Source organism: Falsirhodobacter xinxiangensis, assembly GCF_004959935.1.
Classification (GTDB): domain Bacteria; phylum Pseudomonadota; class Alphaproteobacteria; order Rhodobacterales; family Rhodobacteraceae; genus Falsirhodobacter; species Falsirhodobacter xinxiangensis.
In genome coordinates this window covers 47898-69427 of record NZ_SMYN01000015.1, presented here as the reverse complement: position 1 = coordinate 69427, position 21530 = coordinate 47898, and the positions used below count along the sequence as shown (strand labels likewise).

Here is a 21530-nt window from a genome sequence, read left to right as displayed (position 1 = left end):
CCCGCGAAGGGGCGCCCGGCAGATTACTTGAACTTGATCTGCGCCAGCTGCAGCTCCGAGTTCGCTGCGATCGTCGGCTTGAAGTCCAGACGCGGCGAGACGCGGGTAAAGCCGACCATGTGGAACATCGGCACGTTGGCGATGATGTCGCGCTCGGCCACGCGGAACACCTCGGCCCATTTGGCTGCCCGGTCGTCGCCCGCCGCGATGGTCGCGTCGGCGATCATCTTGTCCAGCTCGGGGTTGATGACCATCGACTGGATGCCTTCGGACGCATATTTCACATAGGCGGTGAAGACCGGGTCGCCCGTCGCGTTGTCATGCATCGCTTCGGTCAGGGTCGGCACGCCATCCTGGTTGAAGGGCCGCACGAAGTAAGTGTTGTGGATGGAAATGTCGCTCATCTGAAGTTTGACGTTCAGACCGACATCCTGCCACATGGCCATCATGGCTTCCATCGTCTCGGTCCCGTTGGGGAACAGGCCGTTACGACCGACGATCAGGATCTCGGTATCGACCGGAACGCCGTCCGCCTTGGCTTCCTCGACCAGTTCGGTCGCGCGTTCGGGATCGAAGGGCCAGGGCTCCATTTCCTTGTTATAACCGATGGTGGTCGGCACGACGAGCTGGCTGGCGATCTGCGATTCCTCGGGCAGCAGGGTGCCGATGAAGGCTTCCTTGTCGATGGCAAGGTTCAGCGCCTCGCGGATGCGGACGTCGTCCAGCGGCGCGGTGCGCGTGTCGATCCGCATATAGGTGGTTTCCGAGTTCGGATAGGCGAAGTCGGTTTCCGGGTTGGTCGCGTCCTGCATGGCGATCTGCGGCACGATGTCGGCCTCGCCCGTATCGACCATCGCGGCGGCCACCGCGCTGTCGGTCCGCCAGACATAGGTGGCCTGTTCGACCTCCGGCTGCTCGCCCCAGTAATCGGCGTTGCGCTTCAGCGTGATCGACTGGCCAACGTTCCAGTTGTCGAAGACATAGGGGCCGGTGCCCACGGGCGCGCGCGTCAACTCGCCCTCGGGCGTTGCGCTGGCCGAGGCGATGGGCATCACGGTCATCAAAAGCGGAAGGATCGGCGAGGGCGGGTTCGAGGTGATGTTGATCGTGTGATCGTCCGGCGCCTCGACCGAGAATTCCATGCCGCCGAAATACTTGCCGCCGACTTCGCAGGTCAGGTTCGGGTTCTTGTTGCGGTCCAGCGTGAATTCCACGTCCTTGGCGGTGAAATCGGTGCCGTCATGCCATTTCACGCCCTCGCGCAGCTTGAACTGCCAGGTGTCGTCGTCGATCTGGGTCCATTCGGTGGCAAGGCGCGGCTTCAACCCGCCATTGACATAGTCGAATTCGACCATCATCTCGTTGACGTTTTCCGACACCACGCGGCCGACGTTCTGACGCGCGGCCATGCACGGGTCCACAAGGTCCACGTTCTGGGCCAGCACGATGGTGATGTTCTTGTCCTGCGCGAAGGCAGGCAAGGCAATCGCGGATGCCAGCAGTGCTGCACCCATCGTCTTGTAATGTTTCATCAGTTTTCCTCCCTAATTGGCCGTTCCGGCGGTCGCGGGTGGCCAGCCCCGCGACCTGTTTCTTGGTCAGCGCCCGTTGGCCTGCCGCCATTCGGCGAACAGTTCCAGGTTCCGCTCGTCCGTCGCGGGATAGAGGCCGATGATCGTCGCGCCATCCTTGACGCGTTCGACCACGAAATCCTCGTATGCCGTCATCTCCACCGCCTCATCCGCAATCTCGTCCGCGATCTCGGCGGGGATGATGATGACGCTGTCATCGTCGCCCACCACGATATCGCCCGGGAACACCGCCACATCGCCGCAGCCGATCGGCACGTTCAGGTCGATCGCCTCGTGCAGCGTCAGGTTCGTCGGGCTGGATGGGCGGCTGTGATAGGCGGGGATGTCCAGCTCTCCGATCACCATGGAATCGCGGAAACCGCCATCCGTGACGACCCCCGCCCCCCCACGCGCCATCAGCCGCGTGATCAGGATATCGCCTGCGGAAGCCGCCCGCGCGTCCTTGCGGCTGTCCATCACCAGCACGGCGCCTTCGGGGCATTCCTCGATCGCGACGCGCTGCGGATGCTTGGGATCGCGGAAGATCGTCATCGGGTTGCGATCCTCCCGCGCGGGCATGTAGCGCAGGGTATAGGCGGGGCCGACCATGTTGCGGCCCTTGCGCGCAACGGGGCGCACGTCCTGAATGGTCTGGTTGCGCAGACCGCGTTTATACAGCGCCGAGCACAGCGTGGCGACCGACACGCCCATCAGCTTTTCGCGGGTTTCGGGTTTCATCGCGGGCACCTATCAGTTGATGACGGGATCGGGGGTCTTGCCGCCGAACTCGGTTTTCAGGAAATCGAAATCGCAGCCCTTGTCGGCCTGCTCGATATGTTTCGAGAACATGTAGCCGTAGCCGCGTTCGAACTTGCGCTCGGGCGCAGCCCACGCGGCGCGGCGGGCTTCGATCTCATCCTTGGCGACCTGCATGTTCAGGCTGCGGTTCGGGATGTCCAACTCTACCATGTCGCCTGTCTTCAACAGCGCCAGCGGCCCGCCCACGAACGCCTCGGGCGAGACGTGCAGCACGCAAGCGCCGAAGCTGGTGCCCGACATGCGCGCGTCAGAAATCCGGACCATGTCGCGCAGGCCAAGCTTCAACAGCGCCTTCGGCATCGGGATCATCCCCCATTCCGGCATCCCCGGACCACCCTGCGGCCCCGCACCGCGCAGCACCAGAACCGTGTCGGGCGTCATCGGATAATCGGGATCGTCAATGATCTTCTTCAGATCGGGATAGCTGTCGGCCACCAGCGCCGGGCCGACATGCTTATGGAATTTCGGATCGCAAGCGGCGGGCTTGATCACCGCGCCATCCGGGCAAAGGTTGCCCTTCAGCACCGCAAGCGAGCCCTCGTGATAGACGGGGTTCGACAGCGGACGGATGACGTCTTCGTTCCAGATCTTCGTCTGATCCAACCCTTCGACCTGCGGACGCCCCGTCACGTTGATCGCCGTCGGGTCCAGCTTGTCGCCCAACTGCTTCATCAGCGCCCGCAACCCGCCCGCGTAATAGAAGTCTTCCATCAGATAGGTCGTGCCCGACGGCCGGATATTCGCCAGCACCGGCGTCGTGCGCCCGATCCGGTCCAGATCGTCCAGTTCCAGCGGGATACCGGCACGGCGGGCCATGGCGATCAGGTGGATGATGGCGTTGGTCGAACAGCCCGTCGCCATCGCCACCGTGACGGCGTTCTCGACCGCCGCCGGCGTGATGATCTTCTCGGGCGTCAGGTCTTCCCAGACCATCTCCACGATGCGCCGCCCACACTGGGTGCTCATGCGCTGATGGCTGGCATCCGCCGCAGGGATGGACGACGCACCGGGCAGCGTCAGCCCCATCGCGTCGGCAATCGCCGTCATGGTCGAGGCCGTGCCCATCGTCATGCAGTGGCCGTAAGACCGCGCAATGCCGCCTTCGATCCCCGTCCATTCCTCCTTGGAGATCGTGCCGGCGCGGCGTTCATCCCAATATTTGAACCCATCCGTGCCGGAACCCAGATACTTGCCGGCATAATTGCCGCGCAGCATTGGCCCCGCAGGCAGATACACGAAAGGAATCCCCATGCTGCACGCGCCCATGACCAACCCCGGCGTGGTCTTGTCGCAGCCGCCCATCAGCACCGCGCCATCGACGGGGTGCGAGCGCAGAAGCTCCTCCGTCTCCATCGCCAGCATGTTGCGGTAAAGCATGGTCGTCGGCTTGACGAAGTTTTCCGACAGCGACAGCGCGGGCAGTTCCATCGGGAAGCCGCCCGATTGCAGGATGCCGCGCTTCACCCATTCGACGCGGTCCTTGAAGTGCATGTGGCAGGGCTGCGCGTCCGACCATGTGTTGATGATCGCGATGATCGGGCGGCCCTCCCAGTCCACCGGATCGTAACCCATCTGCATCGTGCGGGAGCGGTGCCCGAAGGACCGTTGATCGTCAGGCACCATCCAGCGGGCCGAGCGCAATTCGGCATAGGTCTTCATATCAGGCAATTCCCCCGTGTCGGCGGCAGGCGCCGCCCTCCTCCAGAAAATTGATATATTAGTATCGCATCTATTTCAATATCCTGTTGTGCCTTTCTGACCGTGCGCGTATTTTCATCACGAAGGAGAGAGCGATGAACACCCTGCTTCCGAACGGACTTGCACCGATGGACCTCTCCCCAAGCGGCGGGGGCACGGTGCAGCGCGTCTATGACAGCCTTCGCCAGCGAATCATCACGTTGGAACTGCCGCCAGAGACCACTCTTTCGCGAACCGAGTTGACGCAGACCTACGACGTCAGCCAGACCCCCATCCGCGAGGCGCTTCAACGGCTTCAGCAGGACGGGCTTGTGCGGATCTACCCGCAGTCCCGCACTCTGGTGACGCGGATCGAGGTGCCGCAGATCTATGAGGCGCATTTCCTTCGCGTCGCGCTGGAGACGGAGGTGGTTCGCGGGCTGGCGCAATACGGCAGCGACGATGTGGCGGTGCGTGCCGCCTCGATCATCCGCATGCAGGAAGCGATCGCAGACGATGCGGCGCAGCTTCGCATGTTCCAGGAATTGGACGAGCTGTTCCATCAGACGCTGTTCATCGGGCTTGGGCGGATCGGGCTGCACCAGCTGATCCGCGCGCGCTCGGGCCATCTGGAGCGTCTGCGCCGCCTGCACCTGCCCGAGGCGGGCAAGATCCGCGACATCCTTGCCGGGCATCACGAGATCGTCCGCGCGATACAGGATCGCAACCCCGACCGGGCCGAAGCCGCGATGCGCGAACATCTGTCGCGCACCGTGTCCAAGGTGGAAGAACTGCGAAGGGAATATCCGCAGTTCTTTGCATGATCAGATGACCGGGGTCAGCAGCGGCTTCCCGGCAAAGAAGGCGCCGAGGTTGTCCAGCGCCAACTGGTGCATCGCATCGCGCGTTTCCTCGGTCCCGCTGGCGTGGTGGGGATAGAGGGTGACGTTCGGCAGGGCGATCAGTTCGGGGTCGGGCGCGGGTTCGTTCATGAACACGTCAAGGCCCGCCGAAGCGATCCGCCCTTCCTTCAGCGCAGCGATCAGCGCCTTCTCATCCACCACAGTGCCGCGCGCGATGTTGACGAAACTGCCTTGCGGCCCAAGCGCAGACAGCACATCAGCCGACACGATATGCGCCGTGCCAGAACCACCCGACGCCGCCACGACAAGGATGTCCGCCCAATCGGCCAACCCTTCGGCAGTGTCGAAGAAGCGGTAGGGAACGTCCTTCTGCGTGCGCCCGAAATATCCGATCTCCAGCCCCACGGCTTCCAGACGTTTGGCGATGGCGCCGCCGATACGGCCAAGGCCGACGATCCCCGCCCGTTTTCCGGCGGTCGAGGTGGTCAGCCCCATCATCCCTTTTTGCGCCCATTCGCCCGAACGCACATAGGCGTCGCCGCGCACGAGTTGCCGCCGCGTTGCCAGAACCAAAAGCAGCGCCATATCCGCCACATCCTCGACCAGCGCGACCGAGGTGTTGGTCAGCCGGATGCCCCGGTTCGCAATCGCATCGACATCCATCGGCTCGTAGCCGGCAGAGGTGACGGCGATCATCTCCAGCGCCGGGGCAAGGTCGAGGAAAGCCTGATCGACATGCAGATGCCCGTTGGCATACATCGCGCGGCAAATCGGCCCGGCCTCGGCAAGCAGCGCCTTCTTGTCCTTGGCCAGATCATAGCGGTGGAGGGTATAGTCGCGCTCCAGCGCTTCCATCTGACGGCGGCGCGGCTCGAAAGCCAGAAGAACATCGGGTTTCATGCGGGAAGGGCTTCCTTGCGTTCGGCGCGGCGGCGGGCCTGCACTTCAGGGTCCGGATCGAGGCTCGCGGCCAGAAGCGCGCGGGTATAGGGCTGGGCCGGGTTTTCAAAGACCTGACGCACGGGCCCTTCCTCGACGATCTGGCCGGATTTCATGACGATCACGCGGTCGGCGAAATCCTTCACCACCGGCAGGTCATGCGCGATGAACAGATAGGACAGGTCGAACTCGCGCCGCAGCCCTTCCAGCAGCGCGATCACCTGTGCCTGAATGGACACGTCAAGCGCCGATACCGCCTCGTCGCAGATGATCAGCTTCGGCTCCATCGCCAGCGCCCGCGCGATGGCGATCCGCTGCCGCTGCCCGCCCGAGAATTGGTGGGGATAGCGCTGCGCCATCTCGCGGCTCAGGCCCACCTTCACCAGCAGCTCGCCCACCCGTTCCTTCCACTGCGCACGGGGCAGAATGTCGGGATGGATCACCCAAGCCTCCGAGATCAGCTGGAACACCGTCATGCGCGGGTTCAGCGATTGGGTCGGGTCCTGAAACACCATCTGGATGTCGCGGCGCAGCCCGTAAAGCTCTCGTGCACCCATCGTCACGAGGTCTTTTCCATTATAAAGCGCGCGGCCCCCATCCGGTTCTTCAAGCCGCAGGATGGCGCGGGCCAGCGTCGATTTTCCGGACCCGCTTTCGCCCACCACCGCGACCGTCTCACCCGGCATGATGTTGAAACTCGCGCCTTTCAGCGCCTTGAACGCGCCATAGGACAGCTGAAGGTTTTCCACCTGCAACAGCGGCTGGGCAGAGCGGTCGCGTTCTTCGGGCATCGCGCCCTTACCAGGCGCGGCGTCGATCAGCTTTTTCGTATAGGGGTGCTTGGGGTTGCGATAGACCTCTGCCGCGCCGCCTTCCTCGACGATGCGGCCGCCGTTCATCACCACCACGCGGTCGGCGATTTCAGCCACGACGCCAAGGTCATGGGTGATCAGCAGAAGACCCATCCCCGTCTCGTGCTGCAACTCCTCCATCAGCGCGAGGATCTGCGCCTGAACCGTCACGTCCAGCGCGGTGGTCGGCTCGTCCGCGATCAGGATGTCCGGCTTGCAGGCCATCGCCATCGCGATCATCAGACGCTGCCGCTGCCCGCCCGAGAACTGGTGCGGATATTTGCCCATCGCCACTTCCGGCTCGGGCAGGCCCACGCGCTTCAACAGCGCCAGCGCGCGGGACTGCGCTTCGGCCTTGGCGGTGCCGTGGGTGGTCATGATCTCGGCGATCTGCCAACCGACGGTATAGACCGGATTCAGGTGCGCCAGCGGGTCCTGAAAGATCATCGCAATGCGCTTGCCGTTGATCTGGCGGCGCTGTTCGGCCGTCATCTTCAGCATGTCCTTGCCGTCCAGCAGGATCTGCCCCGAGGTGATCTTGCCCGGCGGCATGTCGATCAGGTTCATTACCGCCGAGGCGGACACCGACTTCCCCGACCCGGATTCGCCAAGGATCGCCAGCGTCTCGCCCCGGTCCAGATGCCAGGTCACGCCTTGCACGGCTTTGACGGTGCCCGCGGCGGTGTGGAATTCCACCGACAGGTCGCGCACTTCCAGCAGATGATCAGCCATTCTTGCGACCTCCCATTTCAAGGCGCCAGCGTTGCGTCGGGTCCAGCGCGATGCGCATCCAGTTCGACAGCAGGTTCAGCGACAGCGTGGTCAGAATGATCGCCAGACCCGGCCAGAACGACAGCCACCACGCATTCGTCAGATAGGGACGCCCCTGCGACACCATCAGGCCCCAGGTGATATCCGGTGCCTGAATGCCGATCCCAAGGAAGGACAGCGAGCTTTCGGCCAGCATCACGAAGGCGAAATCCAGCGTCGCGATGGTCAGCAGCGTCGGCAGCACCACCGGCAGGATGTGGCGGAACACGATGCGGCGGTCGGATGCGCCCATGACCTTGGCGGCCTGCACGAACATCCGCTCGCGCACTTCCAGCACCTCGGCCCGCGCGGTCCGCAGATAGATCGGGATGCGCGTGATCGCCAGAACGATGACGATGTTCACCACCGACGGCTCCAGAATGTAAAGCACGATCACCGCCAGCAGCAGCGACGGGAAGGACATGATCACGTCGCCCAGACGCGGGATCATCTGCGCCGCACGGCCGCGCGAATACCCCGCGATCAGGCCCAGCGCGGTGCCGATCAGCATCGAGAAGAAGACTGCCCCCGCCGCCACGAAGATCGTGTTCTGCGCCGCGACCACGATGCGCGGCAGCAGCGGACGGCCCAGCGCATCGGCGCCAAGGATCATCGCCCAGCCCGCTTCCAGATCGAACGGCGCGGCATTGCGCCCACGCAGGTTCTGCTTCGTCGCAAGCGTTTCCAGCAGCAGCGGCCCGAACACCGCGCACAGCACCACGATCAGCAGGAAGACCGCCGCGAAGAACGCGAACTTGTCGGCCCAGAGCAGTTTCAGGAATGTCGTCAGGCGGCCCTTCGGCGGCTCGCCGGCGGATTTGAGTGTTTCCGTCATGCTCATCGCTCAATACCGGATGCGCGGATCGAGCAGCGCATAGGCCAGGTCGATCAGCAGGTTCATGATGAAGATCGCAAGGGCCGAAACCATGATTGCCGCCAGCACCACCGCGAAATCACGCTGCAGGATGCTGTCGATCATCAGCTTGCCGATGCCCGGGAAGCCGAAGATCGTCTCGACCACCACGGCACCGTTCAGGATGCCCGCCGCCTGATCGCCGATCACGGTGATCACCGGCAGCATCCCGTTCCGCAGACCATGCACGAAAATGATCGGGCGCGAGCGGACGCCCTTGGCCTTCGCCGTCTTCACATAGGGCGAGGACAGCGCCGTGATCATAGACCCACGCACGACCTGCAGGATCAGACCGAACGGCCGGATGAACAGCACCGCAACCGGCAGGACCCAATGCCACGGCGTCCCCGTCCCCGACGTCGGCAGCCAATGCAGGTTCACCGCGAAGATCACGATGGCGACGATGGCGATCCAGAAATCCGGCGCGGACGCCCCGATGAGCGAGAAGAATGTGGTGATCCGGTCGAACACCCCGCCGACGTTGAACGCCGCAAGCGATCCGATGACGATGGCGGCGATCGTCACCAGCGTCATGGTGATCGCAGCAAGGCTAAGCGTCCACGAAAAGCCTTGAAGCACCACGTCGATCGCGGGCCGCGCCTCGCGGATCGACTGGCCGAAATCCAGTCGGGCCAGATCCGCGACATAGCGCCCGAACTGCACGATCAGCGGATCGTTGAACCCGTTCAACTCGCGGAACTGGTCCCGCATCTCCTGGCTGGCATCGATGGGCAGATAGAGATCCGTAGGATCGCCTGTCAGCCGCGACAGAAAGAATACCAGAATAACAAGCCCTACGAGCGATACCGCGCTCGCAATGGCTCGTTTTCCTATGAATTGCTTCATGGGCAGACCCCTCCTCTGGGCCATCGCTGGATGAAGCAGCCTCCTCCGCCACCTCGAATCGCACGATCATCATCTGAAATATTAGTATGCAAAGATGACATGGGAAGCATTTTCTTTCGCGCGCCGTATCCGCCCTTTCCGACTTGCGTCGTTTTACAGGTATACTAGTATGACTGACGAATCGAGGGGGAACGCATGGAAGAAGGGCTTCGACATCGCCGACCGCGCCGCCTGAGTGCGATGACCCCCGCCGCGCTGTCGCGGGCAGAACAACCCCGCACCGCCACACTGATCTACCGCGAGCTTTACGACGACATCGTCGCGATGCGCCGCGCCCCGAACGATCCGCTTCCCGAACGCGACCTGCTCGGCCACTTCGGCGTAAGCCGCACGCCGCTGCGCGAGGCACTTCTGCGGCTGGCGGATGAGGGGCTGGTGATGATCTATCCGCAGGTCGGCACCTTCGTCGCGCGCATTCCGATGCGGGTTCTCTATGAAAGCATCATGATTCGCCGCTCGCTTGAAATGGCGATGACCGAGGATGCCGCCCGCCGCGCCGACGCCGCATTCATAGGCCGGCTGGATGCGAACCTGGCCGCGCTGGATGAAGCGCGCGCGGATGGAAACCTCGACGATTTCCACCGCACCGACAGCGGCTTTCACCGCATGATTCAAGAAGCGTCGCAGCGGCGGACTATCATGGCGACGGTCGATGCGGTGAAGGCCCAGATCGATCGCTACCGCCTGACGACGCTGCCGCAGGCCGGGCGGCTTCTGCGCGTGATCGAGGAACATCGCGCCATCCGCGACGGGCTTGCCGCGCGCAACCCTGCTGCGGCAGGCACGGCAATGGGCAGCCATATCGGCCAGATGCTGACCGAGATCGAAAGCGCGGGCATCGGCCATCCCGAATATTTTCTGGACGACCGCGAGGAGGAAGACCCCAGATGAATCCATTCGATCTGACAGGCCGGGTGGCCGTCGTGACGGGTGCCAATACCGGCATCGGCCAAGGCATCGCCGCGGCACTGGCCGCCGCCGGGGCCGACATCGTGACCGTGGGCCGTTCGCCCACCGATGCGACGCAAGCGATGCTGCAAGGCGTTCGCCATCACGACATCCGCGCCGATCTGTCTTCGGCCACGCCGACGGCGGGGATCATCGACGAGGTCGTGGCGAAGATGGGCCGCATCGACATCCTCGTGAACAATGCGGGCATCATCCGCCGCGCCGATGCGGTGGATTACGCCGAGGCGGATTGGGACGCGGTCATCGACACCAACCTCAAATCGCTGTTCTTCCTGTCGCAGGCGGCGGGCCGGGCGATGATCGCGCAAGGGTCGGGCAAGATCATCAACGTCGCATCCCTGCTGTCATTTCAGGGCGGCATCCGCGTCCCGGCCTATACCGCGGCGAAAAGCGGCGTGGCGGGGCTGACGCGGCTGCTGGCCTGCGAATGGGCGTCCAAGGGCGTCAATGTGAACGCAATCGCCCCGGGATATATCGAAACGAACAATACCGCTGCCCTGCGCGAAGATGCAAAACGCAACGCGGACATCCTTGGCCGCATCCCGGCGGGGCGTTGGGGGCAGCCCTCGGACATGGGCGGCGCGGCGGTGTTCCTTGCATCTTCCGCGTCCGATTACGTGAACGGCGTGGTGCTGCCGGTCGATGGGGGATGGCTCGCCCGCTGACTGCACAACTGGGAGGGGAGGCCCGGCGATGCAATACGAATTCAACTTCGCAGCCCTTGCGCCCTATTGGGGAAGTTTCCTCTCGGGGGCTTGGGTGACGATCCAGCTGACCGTGGCATCGGTCGCGCTGGGCATGGTGATCGGGGTGCTGTGCGCCATCGCGCGCCGCTCGGCCTTCCGCAGCCTGCGGACGGCGGCAGGCATCTATATCGAGACGGTGCGCAACACGCCGTTCATCGTGCAGATTTTCTTCATCTTCTTCGGCCTGTCCTCGGTCGGGCTGAGGATGCCCATCCTCTGGGCCGCGATCTTCGCGCTGGTCATCAACGTCGGCGCCTATACCGCTGAAATCGTCCGCGCCGGGATGGACGCCATCCCGCACGGCCAGATCGAGGCCGCCGAGGCGCTGGGCCTGACCAAATTCCAGATCTATCGCGACATCATCATCATGCCCGCGATCGAAAAGGTTTACCCCGCGCTGACCAGCCAGTTCGTGCTGATGATGCTGACCACCTCCATCGCCTCGCAAATCTCGGCCGAGGAGTTGACGGGTGTTGCCAACAACATCCAGTCCAACACGTTCCGGTCGTTCGAGACGTATATCGTGGTCGGGCTGCTTTACATCGGCATCACGTTCCTGATGCGGGCCGCGTTCTGGGGCATCGGGCAGATCGCCTTCCCCCGCCGCCGCAAACTGGGAGAGGCGTGATGGACGGGTTCGGAACGGGCCATCTGGTCTATCTGCTGAACGGGCTTCTGTGGACGGTGGTGCTGTCGGTGCTGGCGCTTCTGCTGGGTGGGATCGCAGGATTTGGCGTCATGCTGGCGCGCATATCGCAACGGCGATGGCTGCGCCGCGTCTCGATGGGTTACGTCCAGATCGTGCAGGGCACGCCGCTGCTGATCCAGATGTTCCTGATGTATTTCGGCCTTGGCGTCGCGGGCGTTCAGGTTCCCGCGCTGCTGGCCGCGGCGCTCGCGATGATGATCTACTCCTCGGCCTATCTGGGCGAGATCTGGCGCGGCTGCGTCCAGTCCATCGGCAAGACCCAGTTCGAGGCGGCGGAGACGCTGGCCCTGACCCGCTGGCAATCGCTGATCGACGTGATCCTGCCGCAGGCCGCACGCATCGCGACGCCCCCGACCGTCGGCTTCGTGGTGCAGCTGGTCAAGAACACCTCGCTTGCCTCGGTCGTCGGATTTCTGGAGCTGACGCGCTCGGCCCAGGTCATCAACAACTCGCTTTTCCAGCCCTTCCTCGTCTTCGGGATCGCGGCGGCGCTGTATTTCGCCGTCTGCTACCCGCTGTCGCTGTGGAGCCGCACCCTTGAAAGGAAGCTGAATGCCGGCCGCCGTCAAGCTTGAGAATGTCGTCAAACGCTTCGGCGCGCTGGAGGTGCTGAAGGGCATATCCTTCGACATCGAACCGGGACAGGTCGTGGCCCTGATCGGGGCGTCGGGGTCGGGCAAATCCACCGCCCTGCGCTGCATCAACCGGCTGGAGCAGATTCAGGGCGGCAGCATCCACGTCTGCGGCCACCGGGTCGAGGACCCCACGCTGGACCCGCGCGCCCTGCGGCAGGACGTGGGCATGGTGTTCCAGTCCTATAACCTGTTCCCGCACATGACCGTCGGGCAGAACGTGATCCTCGCGCTGAAACGCGTCAAGAAGATGCCCAAGGCCGAGGCGATGCGGATCGCGGAACGGGTGCTGAAACAGGTGGGGCTGGCCGAGAAGATCGACAGCTACCCCGAACAGCTTTCGGGCGGCCAGCAACAGCGCGTCGCCATCGCCCGCAGCCTTGCCATGTCGCCCAAGGTCATGCTGTTCGACGAGGTGACATCCGCGCTGGACCCGAAACTGACGGGCGAAGTGCTGCGCGTAATGGAGGATCTGGCCAAAGGCGGCATGACGATGGTCGTCGTCACGCACGAGATGGCCTTCGCCCGCCGCGCCGCCGACAAGGTGATCTTCATGCATCACGGCCATGTCCACGAGGTTGGCGGGCCCAACATCCTGACGAACCCCGGAACCGCCGAACTGCGCGAGTTTCTGGAACATGATCTTTAAACCTGGGGAGGAAGAAAGATGAAACTGACCACACTGACCGCCGTATTCGCGCTGATGGCGGGGGCGGCCCATGCCGACCTGCAGCAGATCAAGGACGCGGGCAAGATCCGCATCGCCGTCGCGATGGGCATTCCGCAATACTCTTATATCGACGGGTCCATGCAGCCGACCGGGTCGGATGTCGAAACCGCCAAGCTGATCGCCGAAGACCTTGGCGTCGATCTGGAACTGGTGGAGATCACCAATGCCGCCCGCGTTCCGACGATCCAGACCGGCAAGGCCGACATCGTCGTCTCGGCCCTTGGCATCACCGATGAACGCAAGCAGGCGATCGACTTCTCGGTCCCCTATGCAACGCTCGCCATCGTGGTCGCCGCCCCCGAGGATGTGGAGATCGCCAGCTATGATGATCTGACCGGGCAGCGCATCGGCGTGACCCGCGCGACCACCAACGATCAGGATCTGACGGCCAACACCTCGGGCGCGGAAATCCTGCGCTTCGAAGATGACGCGACTCTGATCACCGCCGCCGTTTCCGGCCAGATCGACATCCTGTCCAGCCAGTCCGCCGTCATCGGCGGCATCAACGCCAAACGCGGCGGCACCCCGATGGAGATCAAGTTCGTCCAGAAGGAGACCAACCTTGGCATCGGCATCCCCAAGAACAACCCAGAGCTGACGGCCTGGCTGAACGAATGGGTCGCGACCAATTTCGAGGACGGCACCATCCGCACCCTGTTCACCCAGTTCCATAACCGCGATCTGCCGGACGATCTGACCTCGCGCTGAACCATCCGTCCGGGCGGCCGTCGCCCGGACCCACCCACGAGGGACATGACAATGAAAGCCGCCTTCTATACCGGCCACCGCAATTTCGAGATCCGCGACATCCCCCGCCAACCGCCAAAGGCCGGCGAGGTGGAGGTGCGCGTCGCATATAACGGCATCTGCGGCACCGACATGCACGCCTGGCACGGGGCGATGGATGCGCGGATCGGGCATAACCGCGTGCTGGGACACGAGATGTCCGGCACCGTCGCTTCGGTCGGCGAAGGCGTGGACCTGCCGATCGGCGCGGCGGTGGCGATCCGCCCGCTGGCCCCCTGCGGCGATTGCCCGGCCTGCGAAGGGGGCCTTGCGCATATCTGTCACCGGCTGAAGTTCCTCGGCCTCGATACAGATGGCGCGCTTCAGGAATACTGGTCTGTGCCCGCCTATGCCGTCCACCGCCTGCCCGACGGCGCGTCGCTGGAACATGCCGCCCTGACCGAACCCGTCGCCGTCGCCTGCCATGACGTGCGGCGTGGGCGCGTGGCGGTGGGCGAGGATGTGCTAGTGATCGGCGGCGGTCCCATCGGCATCCTTATCGCGATGGTCGCCCGCCATGCAGGCGCCAAGGTCATCCTGTCCGAGGTGAATCCGCACCGTTTGAGTGTCGCCGCCGAACTCGGTTTCGCGACGCTGAACCCGCGCGAGGTCGATCCGGTGGCGCATGTTACCGCCGCGACAGGCGGCAAAGGCGCGGATGTCGTCTTCGAGGTGTCCGGCACTCAGGCTGGCACCGACCTGATGACAGATGTCGCCGCCAGCCGGGGGCGCATCGTCATGGTCGCCATCCATACCACCCGCCCGCAGATCGACATGTTCCGCTTCTTCTGGCGAGAGTTGGAACTGATCGGTGCCCGCGTCTATGAACCCGAGGATTTCGACGCCGCGATCGACCTGATTGCGCGAGGCGTGATCGATGCGAAGACGATGATCACCGGTATCCGCCCGCTGGAGGAGGTCGCGACCGCCTTTGCCGAACTGGACGGCGATGCCCGCGCGATGAAGACGCTGGTCAGCCTCGCATGAGGTTCGCATCCATCGGCGAATGCATGCTGGAACTGTCGGATCAGCGCGACAGCCGCTGGACGATGGGATTCGCCGGTGATGCGCTGAACACCGCATGGTATGTGCGCGCCCTGCTGCCCGAGGCGGAGGTCCACTTCGTCTCGGCCTTCGGCGACGACGCCTTTTCGGACCAGCAGCGCGATTTCCTGCGCCGGGCGGGCATCGGCACCGCCAGCAGTCCGACCATCCCCGGCGCGCGCCCCGGCCTTTACGCCATCGCGCTGGATGGGGGCGAACGGTCCTTCACCTATTGGCGATCGGATTCCGCCGCCCGCCGCCTCGCAAGCGATCCCGCCGCGCTGGACCGAAGCCTTGCGGGCTGCGACATCGCCTATTTCACCGGGATCACGCTTGCCATTCTGGCAGAACCGGACCGCGAGGTTCTTTTCGCCGCGCTGGAAAATGCGCGGGCGAATGGCGCACGGATCGCCTTCGATCCCAACCACCGCCTGCGGCTCTGGCCTGACGATGCCAGCGCCCGACTGGCATATGCCCGCGCCTTCGCGCTGGCGGACATCGCCCTGCCCACATTCGAGGATCTGGCCGAAGCAACACCCGACGCCGCCGCCCGCCGTCTGCACGGCGCCGGAGTGGCCGAGATCGTGGTGAAATGCGGCGCCGCGCCCGCCTACCTCCTGACCGGCCAAGGCCACGCCGAAATTCCTGCCACGCAGGTGGAGACAATCGACACGACCGGCGCGGGGGACAGCTTCTGCGGTGGCTATCTTGCGGGCCGCCTCGCAGGGCTTTCCCCACAGGAAAGCGCGCGGCAGGCCCACCGCGTCGCCGCGCAGGTCGTGGCACGCCACGGTGCGCTGATCGATCTGCAGTAATCCGATCCGCCTTCAACGGCGCGCTGTTTGCATGCGGAACCACGGCAGTCATCGGCCCGTCTCGGAAATGCGAAGCTAGGCGGAAGCAATCATCCCCGGCGATTCAATACGCCCGAAGCGGTTGGTAGCCTGTCGATGAACGATCTGCCGCGCGCTGGAGGAACTGGGCATCACCCCGAACAAACCCTTAATCGAATGCCGCCGAGTCACCGCGGCGAGCGCATGGGCGGCGTCGCTGGTCTCAATCTTGGGACGTGCCGCGGCGCGTAGCGGTATCGCTTTACAGACGAACCAGAGATCGCACCTCGGGATGGTGAAATCTGCCCGGACCTGTCCACGCGGCCGGCGACAGCACCCCTTTGCCCAATGCGAAAACGGCCCAGCTATCGCAGGGCCGTCCCGTCCACGTCCACTGGGATGCCGGGGCTTAGTGCCCAAGCTTCCCCTTCACGGTGCCGGCAGCGTCCTGAACCGCGCCCTTGGCCTTCTGCGCCTTGCCTTCGGCCTGAAGCTGCTTGTCGTTGGTCGCCTTGCCGACAGCGTCCTTCGCGCCGCCCGTCAGCTTGTTTCCTGCCGCTTTCAGCTTGTCAGTCGTCGAACCTATCGTGACCTCCTACATGCACGAGCCTATGCCGGATCATCGCAAAACAGGGGGCGTCGGTTCCGCCGATCACGGGAATGTTGGTGCGGCAGAAGCCTTTCTGAACGCCCCCCTGCGGGCGTGATGCGGGGCGGGCAGCGGGATGGGGCGATCGGATTTGAACGCCTCTTCCAGCAGACCCTCGAAGGTGCTGACGGCGAAATCAGCGCCGATGGCCCGCGCTTCCTCCAGCTTTTCATCCCTGACCGCAAAGGCGCCGCGCACTTCGGGATCGGATTTCGCCTCCGCCTCGTCCGCCATGGCCCAGACGGCGACGCCGACACGCAGATGCGGTGCGACCTGCTTGATACGCCGGATGTGCAGAAGCGACGCGCGGCTGGGCGACGGGTCGGTGAAGCTCAGCACGACGCAATCGTATTCCTCGGCGTGGATGGCGCGGAAGCGTTCGCGCAGAAGATCGCCATGGGGGATCTGCCTTGCGAATGCCCCTTCGGCCAGCATGGTCTGCATCAGCATCGAGGCGGAGATGTCATCCAGATCGGTGCGTCCCCCGGCGCAAAGGACACGGACCCCCTGCCCCGGTCGATCCTCGTCCTCCTCCTCGGCTTCGGCGACGTCGGCCAGATCTTCGACCATCGCCTTTGCCACATGCACCAGCCGGTCATGCTGATCCTGCGCAAGCACGCCGCGCTGCACATCATACTGCGCGATCAGCAGGGCCGGGATGCCGACGTCGCGATAATATTCGCCGATATAGGCCTCCTCCAGCGCTTCATGCGCACGGCTCGTCGCCTCGACGGCATCCCCTGCCAGAAGCCGTTGATACAGGCGCGAATGGGGTGCCAGCACAGGCTCATCCCCGAACAGGATGTCGAACAGCGCGAACTGCGGCAAGTGCTTACCCAGCACCACAAGGCAGACCGTCAGCGGTGTCGAGATGATGAGGCCAAGCGGCCCCCAAAGCCACGTCCAGAAGATCGCCGACACGATGATCGCAAGCGGGCTGACCCCCGTGCGCGATCCGTAAAGCCAGGGCTCTATGATATTGCTGGTCACAAGCTCGATCGCGGCGAACAGCGCAAGCGTCCAGAGCACCGCCGACCAATCGGGCGACACGGCAAAGGCAAGGAACAGCGGAAACGCGGCGGAAAGGATCGTGCCGATATAGGGCACGAACCGCAGCACGAGCGTCAGCAACCCCCAAAGCAGCGCGTTCGGCACACCGATCAGCCAAAGCCCCAGGCCGACCGGAACCGCATAGATCACGTTGACCATCAGCAGGATCAGCAAGTAGCGCCCGACCCGCCCGCCCGCCTCCTGCATCACCTGCGTCGTGCGGTGCAGATCGTCCGACCCGATCAGCTTGATGAAACGGTCTCGGATTTCGGCACGTTCCAGCAGCATGAAGACGACGATGACCACCACGAGGCCCGTGGTGGCGATCGGGCTGACCAGCGGCAGGATAAGCGAGCTGACCATTCCGATGATGCTTTGCCGTTCGATCACTTCGACCTGCATCGGGTCCTGCCCCCCGGCCAGATCGTCCGCAGCCCCCGCGCCGATCTCTGCATTGATCGCCGCCAGCATGTTCGAAAACCGCCGCACGAGGCCGGTTTCGCTGCTGGCCTCGCGGATCGCGTCGACCTTGGCGATGATGTTCGCCTGAAACTCCGGCAGGCTGGCGCTCAGGCTGGAAAGCTGGCTGGCAACCACCAGAACGAAAAGCGCGACGGCGACGAAGGCACCGGTGGTTACGATCAGAACCGCGGGAAGGTTCGGCAGGCCCATTTTGCGCAGCGCATTCGCCAACGGCGAAAGCGCGAAGGTCAGCAGCATCGCGATGGCCAGCGGCAGGATGATGCTTTGCGCGAAATAGATGATCGCGACCACCGCCGCGATGGTCGCCAAAGTCGGCAGGTTGATCCGCCGTGAGGTCGCGGCGGATCGCGAAGGCAATGGTGAGCCGGGGAATGCGCCTTTGATCCGGGTCGGGTCCGTCATCGCGGGCCAAGTCCTTCCTGTTTTCGCATCCCATCGCCGCCCGATGTGCGTCCTTCGCGACAGAGCTAGCGCCGCGTTGCGGGTTTTCGCGCGATCCCGCCGAAAAATCTGCGGCCTGCGCGGGATCGCCCTACAGGATCAACGCCGCGACCCATGCGAACAGCACCATCCCGATATTGGCGTGGAAGAAGGTCGGGATCACGCTGTCCTTGATGTGATCGTGCTGCCCGTCCGCATTCAGGCCCGAAGTGGCGCCAAGCGTGATCGTGGAGGCGGGCGATCCCGCATCGCCCAAGGCCGCCGCCGCCCCCAGCAACGCCACCGTCGCCAGCGGCGAAAAGCCGAGCGTCAGCGCCAGCGGGACATAAATAGGCGCAAGGATCGGCACCGAGGCGAAGGAGTCGCCGAAGCCGATGGTGATGAACAGGCCGACCAGCAGCATGATCGCCGCACCAAGCGCCTTGTTGTTGCCGATGAATTCCGCCGAGGCCCCGACAAGCGGCTGCACCTCTCCGGTGGCGCTCAGAACGCCGGCATAGCCGGAGGCGATGGTGATGATGACCGCGACCTGCGCCATCATCCGCAGCCCTTCGGTGAAGACATCGTCCTGATCCCGCCAGCGGAAGATCCCCGCAAAGCTGAGGATGACGAAGCCGACCATTGCCCCGATCAGAAGCGAGTCGAACTGCAACTGGCAGACAAGCGCGGCGATCAGGGCGACGACGGTGGCGGCAAGCTGCGTGAATGTCAGGGTGACGGGCGGCGTATCCCGCGTCTCCGTCTCGACCAAGGCATAGTCGCGGGGCTTGCGATAGGTGATGAAGATGGCGACGAGCATCCCAGCCACGATGCCCATCACTGGCAGCAACATCGCCTTGGGTGCCATGTCGGCGGTCACGGAAAGCCCGAGGCTGCCCCCGACCTCGTTCAGGTTGGTCAGCAGGATGTCGTTCAGAAAGATCGCACCGAAGCCGGTCGGAAGCAGCAGATAGCTGGAGCTGATCGCACAGGCCAGAACGCAGGCGATGGCCCGGCGGTCGATCCGCAGCCGGTTCATGACGCCCAGTAGCGGGGGGATCAGCACGGGGATGAAGGCGATATGGACCGGAACCACGTTCTGCGACATCACCGAAGCTGCGCAAAGGATCAGAAGCAAGCTCCATTTCACGCCGCGATTGGTTCTGCCCTCGTCCGCGCCCAGCCTGCCCGAGATCTTCGCCGCCAGCAGTTCCAGCAAGCCGCTGCGCGCCAGCGCCACCGCGAAAGCCCCGATCATGACATAGGTGATCCCCACCTGCGATCCGATCAGCATGTTATCGTTCAGCGCCGCGATCGTATCGGTCATCGACATTCCGGCCTGAAGCCCGCCCAGAATGGCCGAAGCAACAAGCGCGATGGCAACCGGCACGCGCAGCAGGCACAGCGCCATCATCACGACGATGGACACCACGATGGCGTTCAAATGCACGCCCGCCAGCACCGAGGCGACATGGATCGCGGCGAACATGGCAAGCACCGGGATGACGCGCTTGCGGCGAAACCCTTCGGCACCGCGTGAGGGATCGATGGACAGATAGGACATGTGGCTCTCGCAGCAGTTCCGGCGCAAACCCCGGCGGCCACGCGATACGTCGTGCGGGCATGACTTTTCAAGATGCCGGGCGCCCCTTTCGCGCATCATCCGGCGGGGCGGAGAACCAATTTCTCCAAACCGGCATCCGGGCGGCGGATCGGACTTCTTTCCCGGCAAAATACGTGAAAACTTATCATGGACGAAATGACGGCCTGATCGGTAGCGTTCAATGGCACCGCAACCGGGATGCACGTGGTCTGTAAACTCAGTCTTCTGGACAAAAGCCCTGTCGCACCGGGACGAAGCGCAACTGACGCCCTTCAGGCAACGATCGCGCCGGCACGCGCCGCCGATGGTCTTGGGTATCATCGCTTCTGGCTGGCCTAACATCACGGATCAACCACGCTTGGCGGTGACACATATGCTGCGGGTCGAGCGGCGTTCTGCTGCAACATTACGGCGCGCTCAAGGTGGCCGGAGTGTTCGGCGTGCTGGCCTCGGTCGCACCTGGACGGGTCGATCTGGGCATCGGCAAATCGCCGGGCGGTCTGGTGGGAGGTGAAATCCAGCCGACGCCGCCGCGATCCTGCCCCCATCCTTCCGGCCCGTCATCATGCCCGCACCTTCGGCACCATCCCCGGGATCATCATCTTGGCGATCTTGGTTTCAGTCCTTGGCAATCCGCGTCGGGGCTGGGGCGTCTTTGCGGAATGTTTCTTCGCCGAAACCGTGCTGGTCGGGCTTGGCCGGACCCTGCTGTTGACAACGCTTGGGGGCGCTGGTCGGCTTCACCATTATGCCCGCGGCGCACTGCGAACCCTACCGCCGATCGCTTGCCGAGAAGTGCTGGTCAAGCTGGGCATCCTGCGCCTCCATGCCGCGGCACCCGCCATCTCCGTCGCCGCCAATGCGTACCCCGCGACAGCCCGGACCAAACGTGACGGCGGGCGGGTAGAAGCGCACGGAATCTTCAAATCCTCCGGCGATCGGCCGTGCTGCGCGATGTTACCACGACCGACCTTGGCCTTCCAAGCCGCGCGCGAGGGCAAGACGCGACTGGTCAGCACGCTTTCCGGCGGCTTCCCCGAAACCGCCGAGATCGCCGTCGCCACGAAAAAGGATGTCGGCATCGCCGATGCGATCACCGCCGCGCTGAATGCCCAGATCGCCAACGGCAACTATGCCAAGGCGTTGGAGAAATGGAGTCTGACCGCAGAAGGGCTGACGGCATCGCGGACCAACCCGCCGGGCCTGCCCGCCAAGTGACGCGGCTCGCGATCGTCAAAGATCACAGATCCGAAATATAATCAGCCGACACGTAGCCCGTTACGGCGGGCGTCGATGCAAGGGAGACCTGGCACCAGAGTTGGCCGACTTCGGTCACGCAGCGGTGCCGCCGGAGGCGCGTCCCATCGGGAAGGCCCATAAGGATCTTGTAGTTCAGTCCGGGGCCCGCCCGAAGTTTCAGAAGATCGTCCGGCCCGGCACCCTTGACCACGGTGCCGCCGCCCATCCCGCAACTGGCGACGATCATCAAAGCGGCAAGCGCGGCAAAAGGTGTTCGCATTGTCTGAC

The 21530-nt window shown here is 64.1% G+C and carries 21 protein-coding genes; 10 read left to right on the top strand and 11 right to left on the bottom strand.

Annotation, left to right across the window (positions count from 1 at the left end):
• Positions 1-23: 23 nt before the first annotated feature.
• From E2K76_RS15590 to araD, 3 genes are all read right to left on the bottom strand, one after another.
• Positions 24-1532, bottom strand: a complete 1509-nt coding sequence (locus tag E2K76_RS15590; protein WP_136685372.1) for an ABC transporter substrate-binding protein — start codon at positions 1530-1532, stop codon at positions 24-26.
• 66 nt (positions 1533-1598) lie between these two features.
• Positions 1599-2309, bottom strand: a complete 711-nt coding sequence (locus tag E2K76_RS15585) for a ribonuclease activity regulator RraA (RefSeq protein WP_136685370.1) — start codon at positions 2307-2309, stop codon at positions 1599-1601.
• Positions 2310-2321: 12 nt separating this feature from the next.
• Positions 2322-4049: an L-arabinonate dehydratase gene (araD, locus tag E2K76_RS15580; protein WP_136685367.1), complete on the bottom strand. Its 1728-nt coding sequence runs from the start codon at positions 4047-4049 to the stop codon at positions 2322-2324.
• A gap of 134 nt (positions 4050-4183) precedes the next feature.
• Between araD and E2K76_RS15575 the strand changes: the two genes are divergently transcribed.
• Positions 4184-4891: a GntR family transcriptional regulator gene (locus E2K76_RS15575; RefSeq protein ID WP_136685365.1), complete on the top strand. Its 708-nt coding sequence runs from the start codon at positions 4184-4186 to the stop codon at positions 4889-4891.
• On the opposite strand, the gene E2K76_RS15570 is transcribed toward E2K76_RS15575, so the two are convergent.
• The 4 genes from E2K76_RS15570 to E2K76_RS15555 are packed head-to-tail and all read right to left on the bottom strand — an operon-like array spanning position 4892 to position 9289.
• On the bottom strand, positions 4892-5830 hold the full coding sequence (locus E2K76_RS15570; protein ID WP_136685363.1) for a 2-hydroxyacid dehydrogenase: 939 nt from the start codon (positions 5828-5830) through the stop codon (positions 4892-4894).
• Entirely contained in the window at positions 5827-7452 is a 1626-nt protein-coding gene (locus E2K76_RS15565; protein WP_136685361.1) for an ABC transporter ATP-binding protein, read from the bottom strand. Before E2K76_RS15565 ends, E2K76_RS15570 begins: the two co-directional genes overlap by 4 nt.
• Positions 7445-8365 carry an ABC transporter permease gene (locus E2K76_RS15560; RefSeq protein ID WP_246032984.1) on the bottom strand — a complete coding sequence of 307 codons (921 nt, stop codon included), beginning with the start codon at positions 8363-8365 and terminating at the stop codon, positions 7445-7447. Before E2K76_RS15560 ends, E2K76_RS15565 begins: the two co-directional genes overlap by 8 nt.
• Before the next feature lie 9 nt (positions 8366-8374).
• Entirely contained in the window at positions 8375-9289 is a 915-nt protein-coding gene (locus E2K76_RS15555; RefSeq protein WP_136685357.1) for an ABC transporter permease, read from the bottom strand.
• Between the two features lie 195 nt (positions 9290-9484).
• Here E2K76_RS15555 and E2K76_RS15550 point away from each other — a divergent pair, with 195 nt between their 5' ends.
• Genes E2K76_RS15550 through E2K76_RS15515 form a run of 8 tightly spaced genes read left to right on the top strand, consistent with a single transcriptional unit; the run spans position 9485 to position 15780 of the window.
• Complete coding sequence (locus tag E2K76_RS15550; protein ID WP_136685355.1) at positions 9485-10240, top strand: GntR family transcriptional regulator; 756 nt, start codon at positions 9485-9487, stop codon at positions 10238-10240.
• A complete protein-coding gene (gene kduD / locus E2K76_RS15545) occupies positions 10237-10983 on the top strand; it encodes a 2-dehydro-3-deoxy-D-gluconate 5-dehydrogenase KduD (protein ID WP_136685354.1) in 747 nt (248 codons plus the stop codon). The genes E2K76_RS15550 and kduD overlap by 4 nt, the downstream gene beginning before the upstream one ends.
• A gap of 28 nt (positions 10984-11011) precedes the next feature.
• Entirely contained in the window at positions 11012-11692 is a 681-nt protein-coding gene (locus E2K76_RS15540) for an amino acid ABC transporter permease (RefSeq protein WP_136685352.1), read from the top strand.
• Positions 11692-12348: an amino acid ABC transporter permease gene (locus E2K76_RS15535; protein ID WP_136685350.1), complete on the top strand. Its 657-nt coding sequence runs from the start codon at positions 11692-11694 to the stop codon at positions 12346-12348. The genes E2K76_RS15540 and E2K76_RS15535 overlap by 1 nt, the downstream gene beginning before the upstream one ends.
• Entirely contained in the window at positions 12326-13054 is a 729-nt protein-coding gene (locus E2K76_RS15530) for an amino acid ABC transporter ATP-binding protein (protein ID WP_136685348.1), read from the top strand. Before E2K76_RS15535 ends, E2K76_RS15530 begins: the two co-directional genes overlap by 23 nt.
• 18 nt (positions 13055-13072) lie before the next feature.
• Entirely contained in the window at positions 13073-13843 is a 771-nt protein-coding gene (locus tag E2K76_RS15525; RefSeq protein WP_136685346.1) for a transporter substrate-binding domain-containing protein, read from the top strand.
• Positions 13844-13888: 45 nt separating this feature from the next.
• Positions 13889-14908 (top strand): zinc-dependent alcohol dehydrogenase, encoded by a 1020-nt coding sequence (locus E2K76_RS15520; protein ID WP_246032983.1) that lies wholly within the window; start codon positions 13889-13891, stop codon positions 14906-14908.
• Complete coding sequence (locus tag E2K76_RS15515) at positions 14905-15780, top strand: sugar kinase (protein WP_136685343.1); 876 nt, start codon at positions 14905-14907, stop codon at positions 15778-15780. The genes E2K76_RS15520 and E2K76_RS15515 overlap by 4 nt, the downstream gene beginning before the upstream one ends.
• A 427-nt stretch (positions 15781-16207) precedes the next feature.
• Here E2K76_RS15515 and E2K76_RS21065 read toward each other — a convergent pair whose 3' ends face one another.
• From E2K76_RS21065 to E2K76_RS15500, 3 genes are all read right to left on the bottom strand, one after another.
• Positions 16208-16363: a CsbD family protein gene (locus tag E2K76_RS21065; protein ID WP_342773648.1), complete on the bottom strand. Its 156-nt coding sequence runs from the start codon at positions 16361-16363 to the stop codon at positions 16208-16210.
• Between the two features lie 87 nt (positions 16364-16450).
• Complete coding sequence (locus tag E2K76_RS15505) at positions 16451-18382, bottom strand: AI-2E family transporter (RefSeq protein ID WP_136685341.1); 1932 nt, start codon at positions 18380-18382, stop codon at positions 16451-16453.
• 130 nt (positions 18383-18512) lie between these two features.
• On the bottom strand, positions 18513-19964 hold the full coding sequence (locus tag E2K76_RS15500; protein WP_136685339.1) for a Na+/H+ antiporter family protein: 1452 nt from the start codon (positions 19962-19964) through the stop codon (positions 18513-18515).
• A gap of 549 nt (positions 19965-20513) precedes the next feature.
• Here E2K76_RS15500 and E2K76_RS20650 point away from each other — a divergent pair.
• The gene (locus E2K76_RS20650) at positions 20514-21221 is read left to right on the top strand and encodes a hypothetical protein (RefSeq protein WP_220432264.1); all 708 of its coding nucleotides are present in this window, start codon (positions 20514-20516) and stop codon (positions 21219-21221) included.
• Between the two features lie 22 nt (positions 21222-21243).
• Here the strand turns inward: E2K76_RS20650 and E2K76_RS15490 are convergent, their stop codons facing one another.
• Complete coding sequence (locus E2K76_RS15490) at positions 21244-21522, bottom strand: SH3 domain-containing protein (protein ID WP_136685337.1); 279 nt, start codon at positions 21520-21522, stop codon at positions 21244-21246.
• Positions 21523-21530 lie beyond the last annotated feature (8 nt).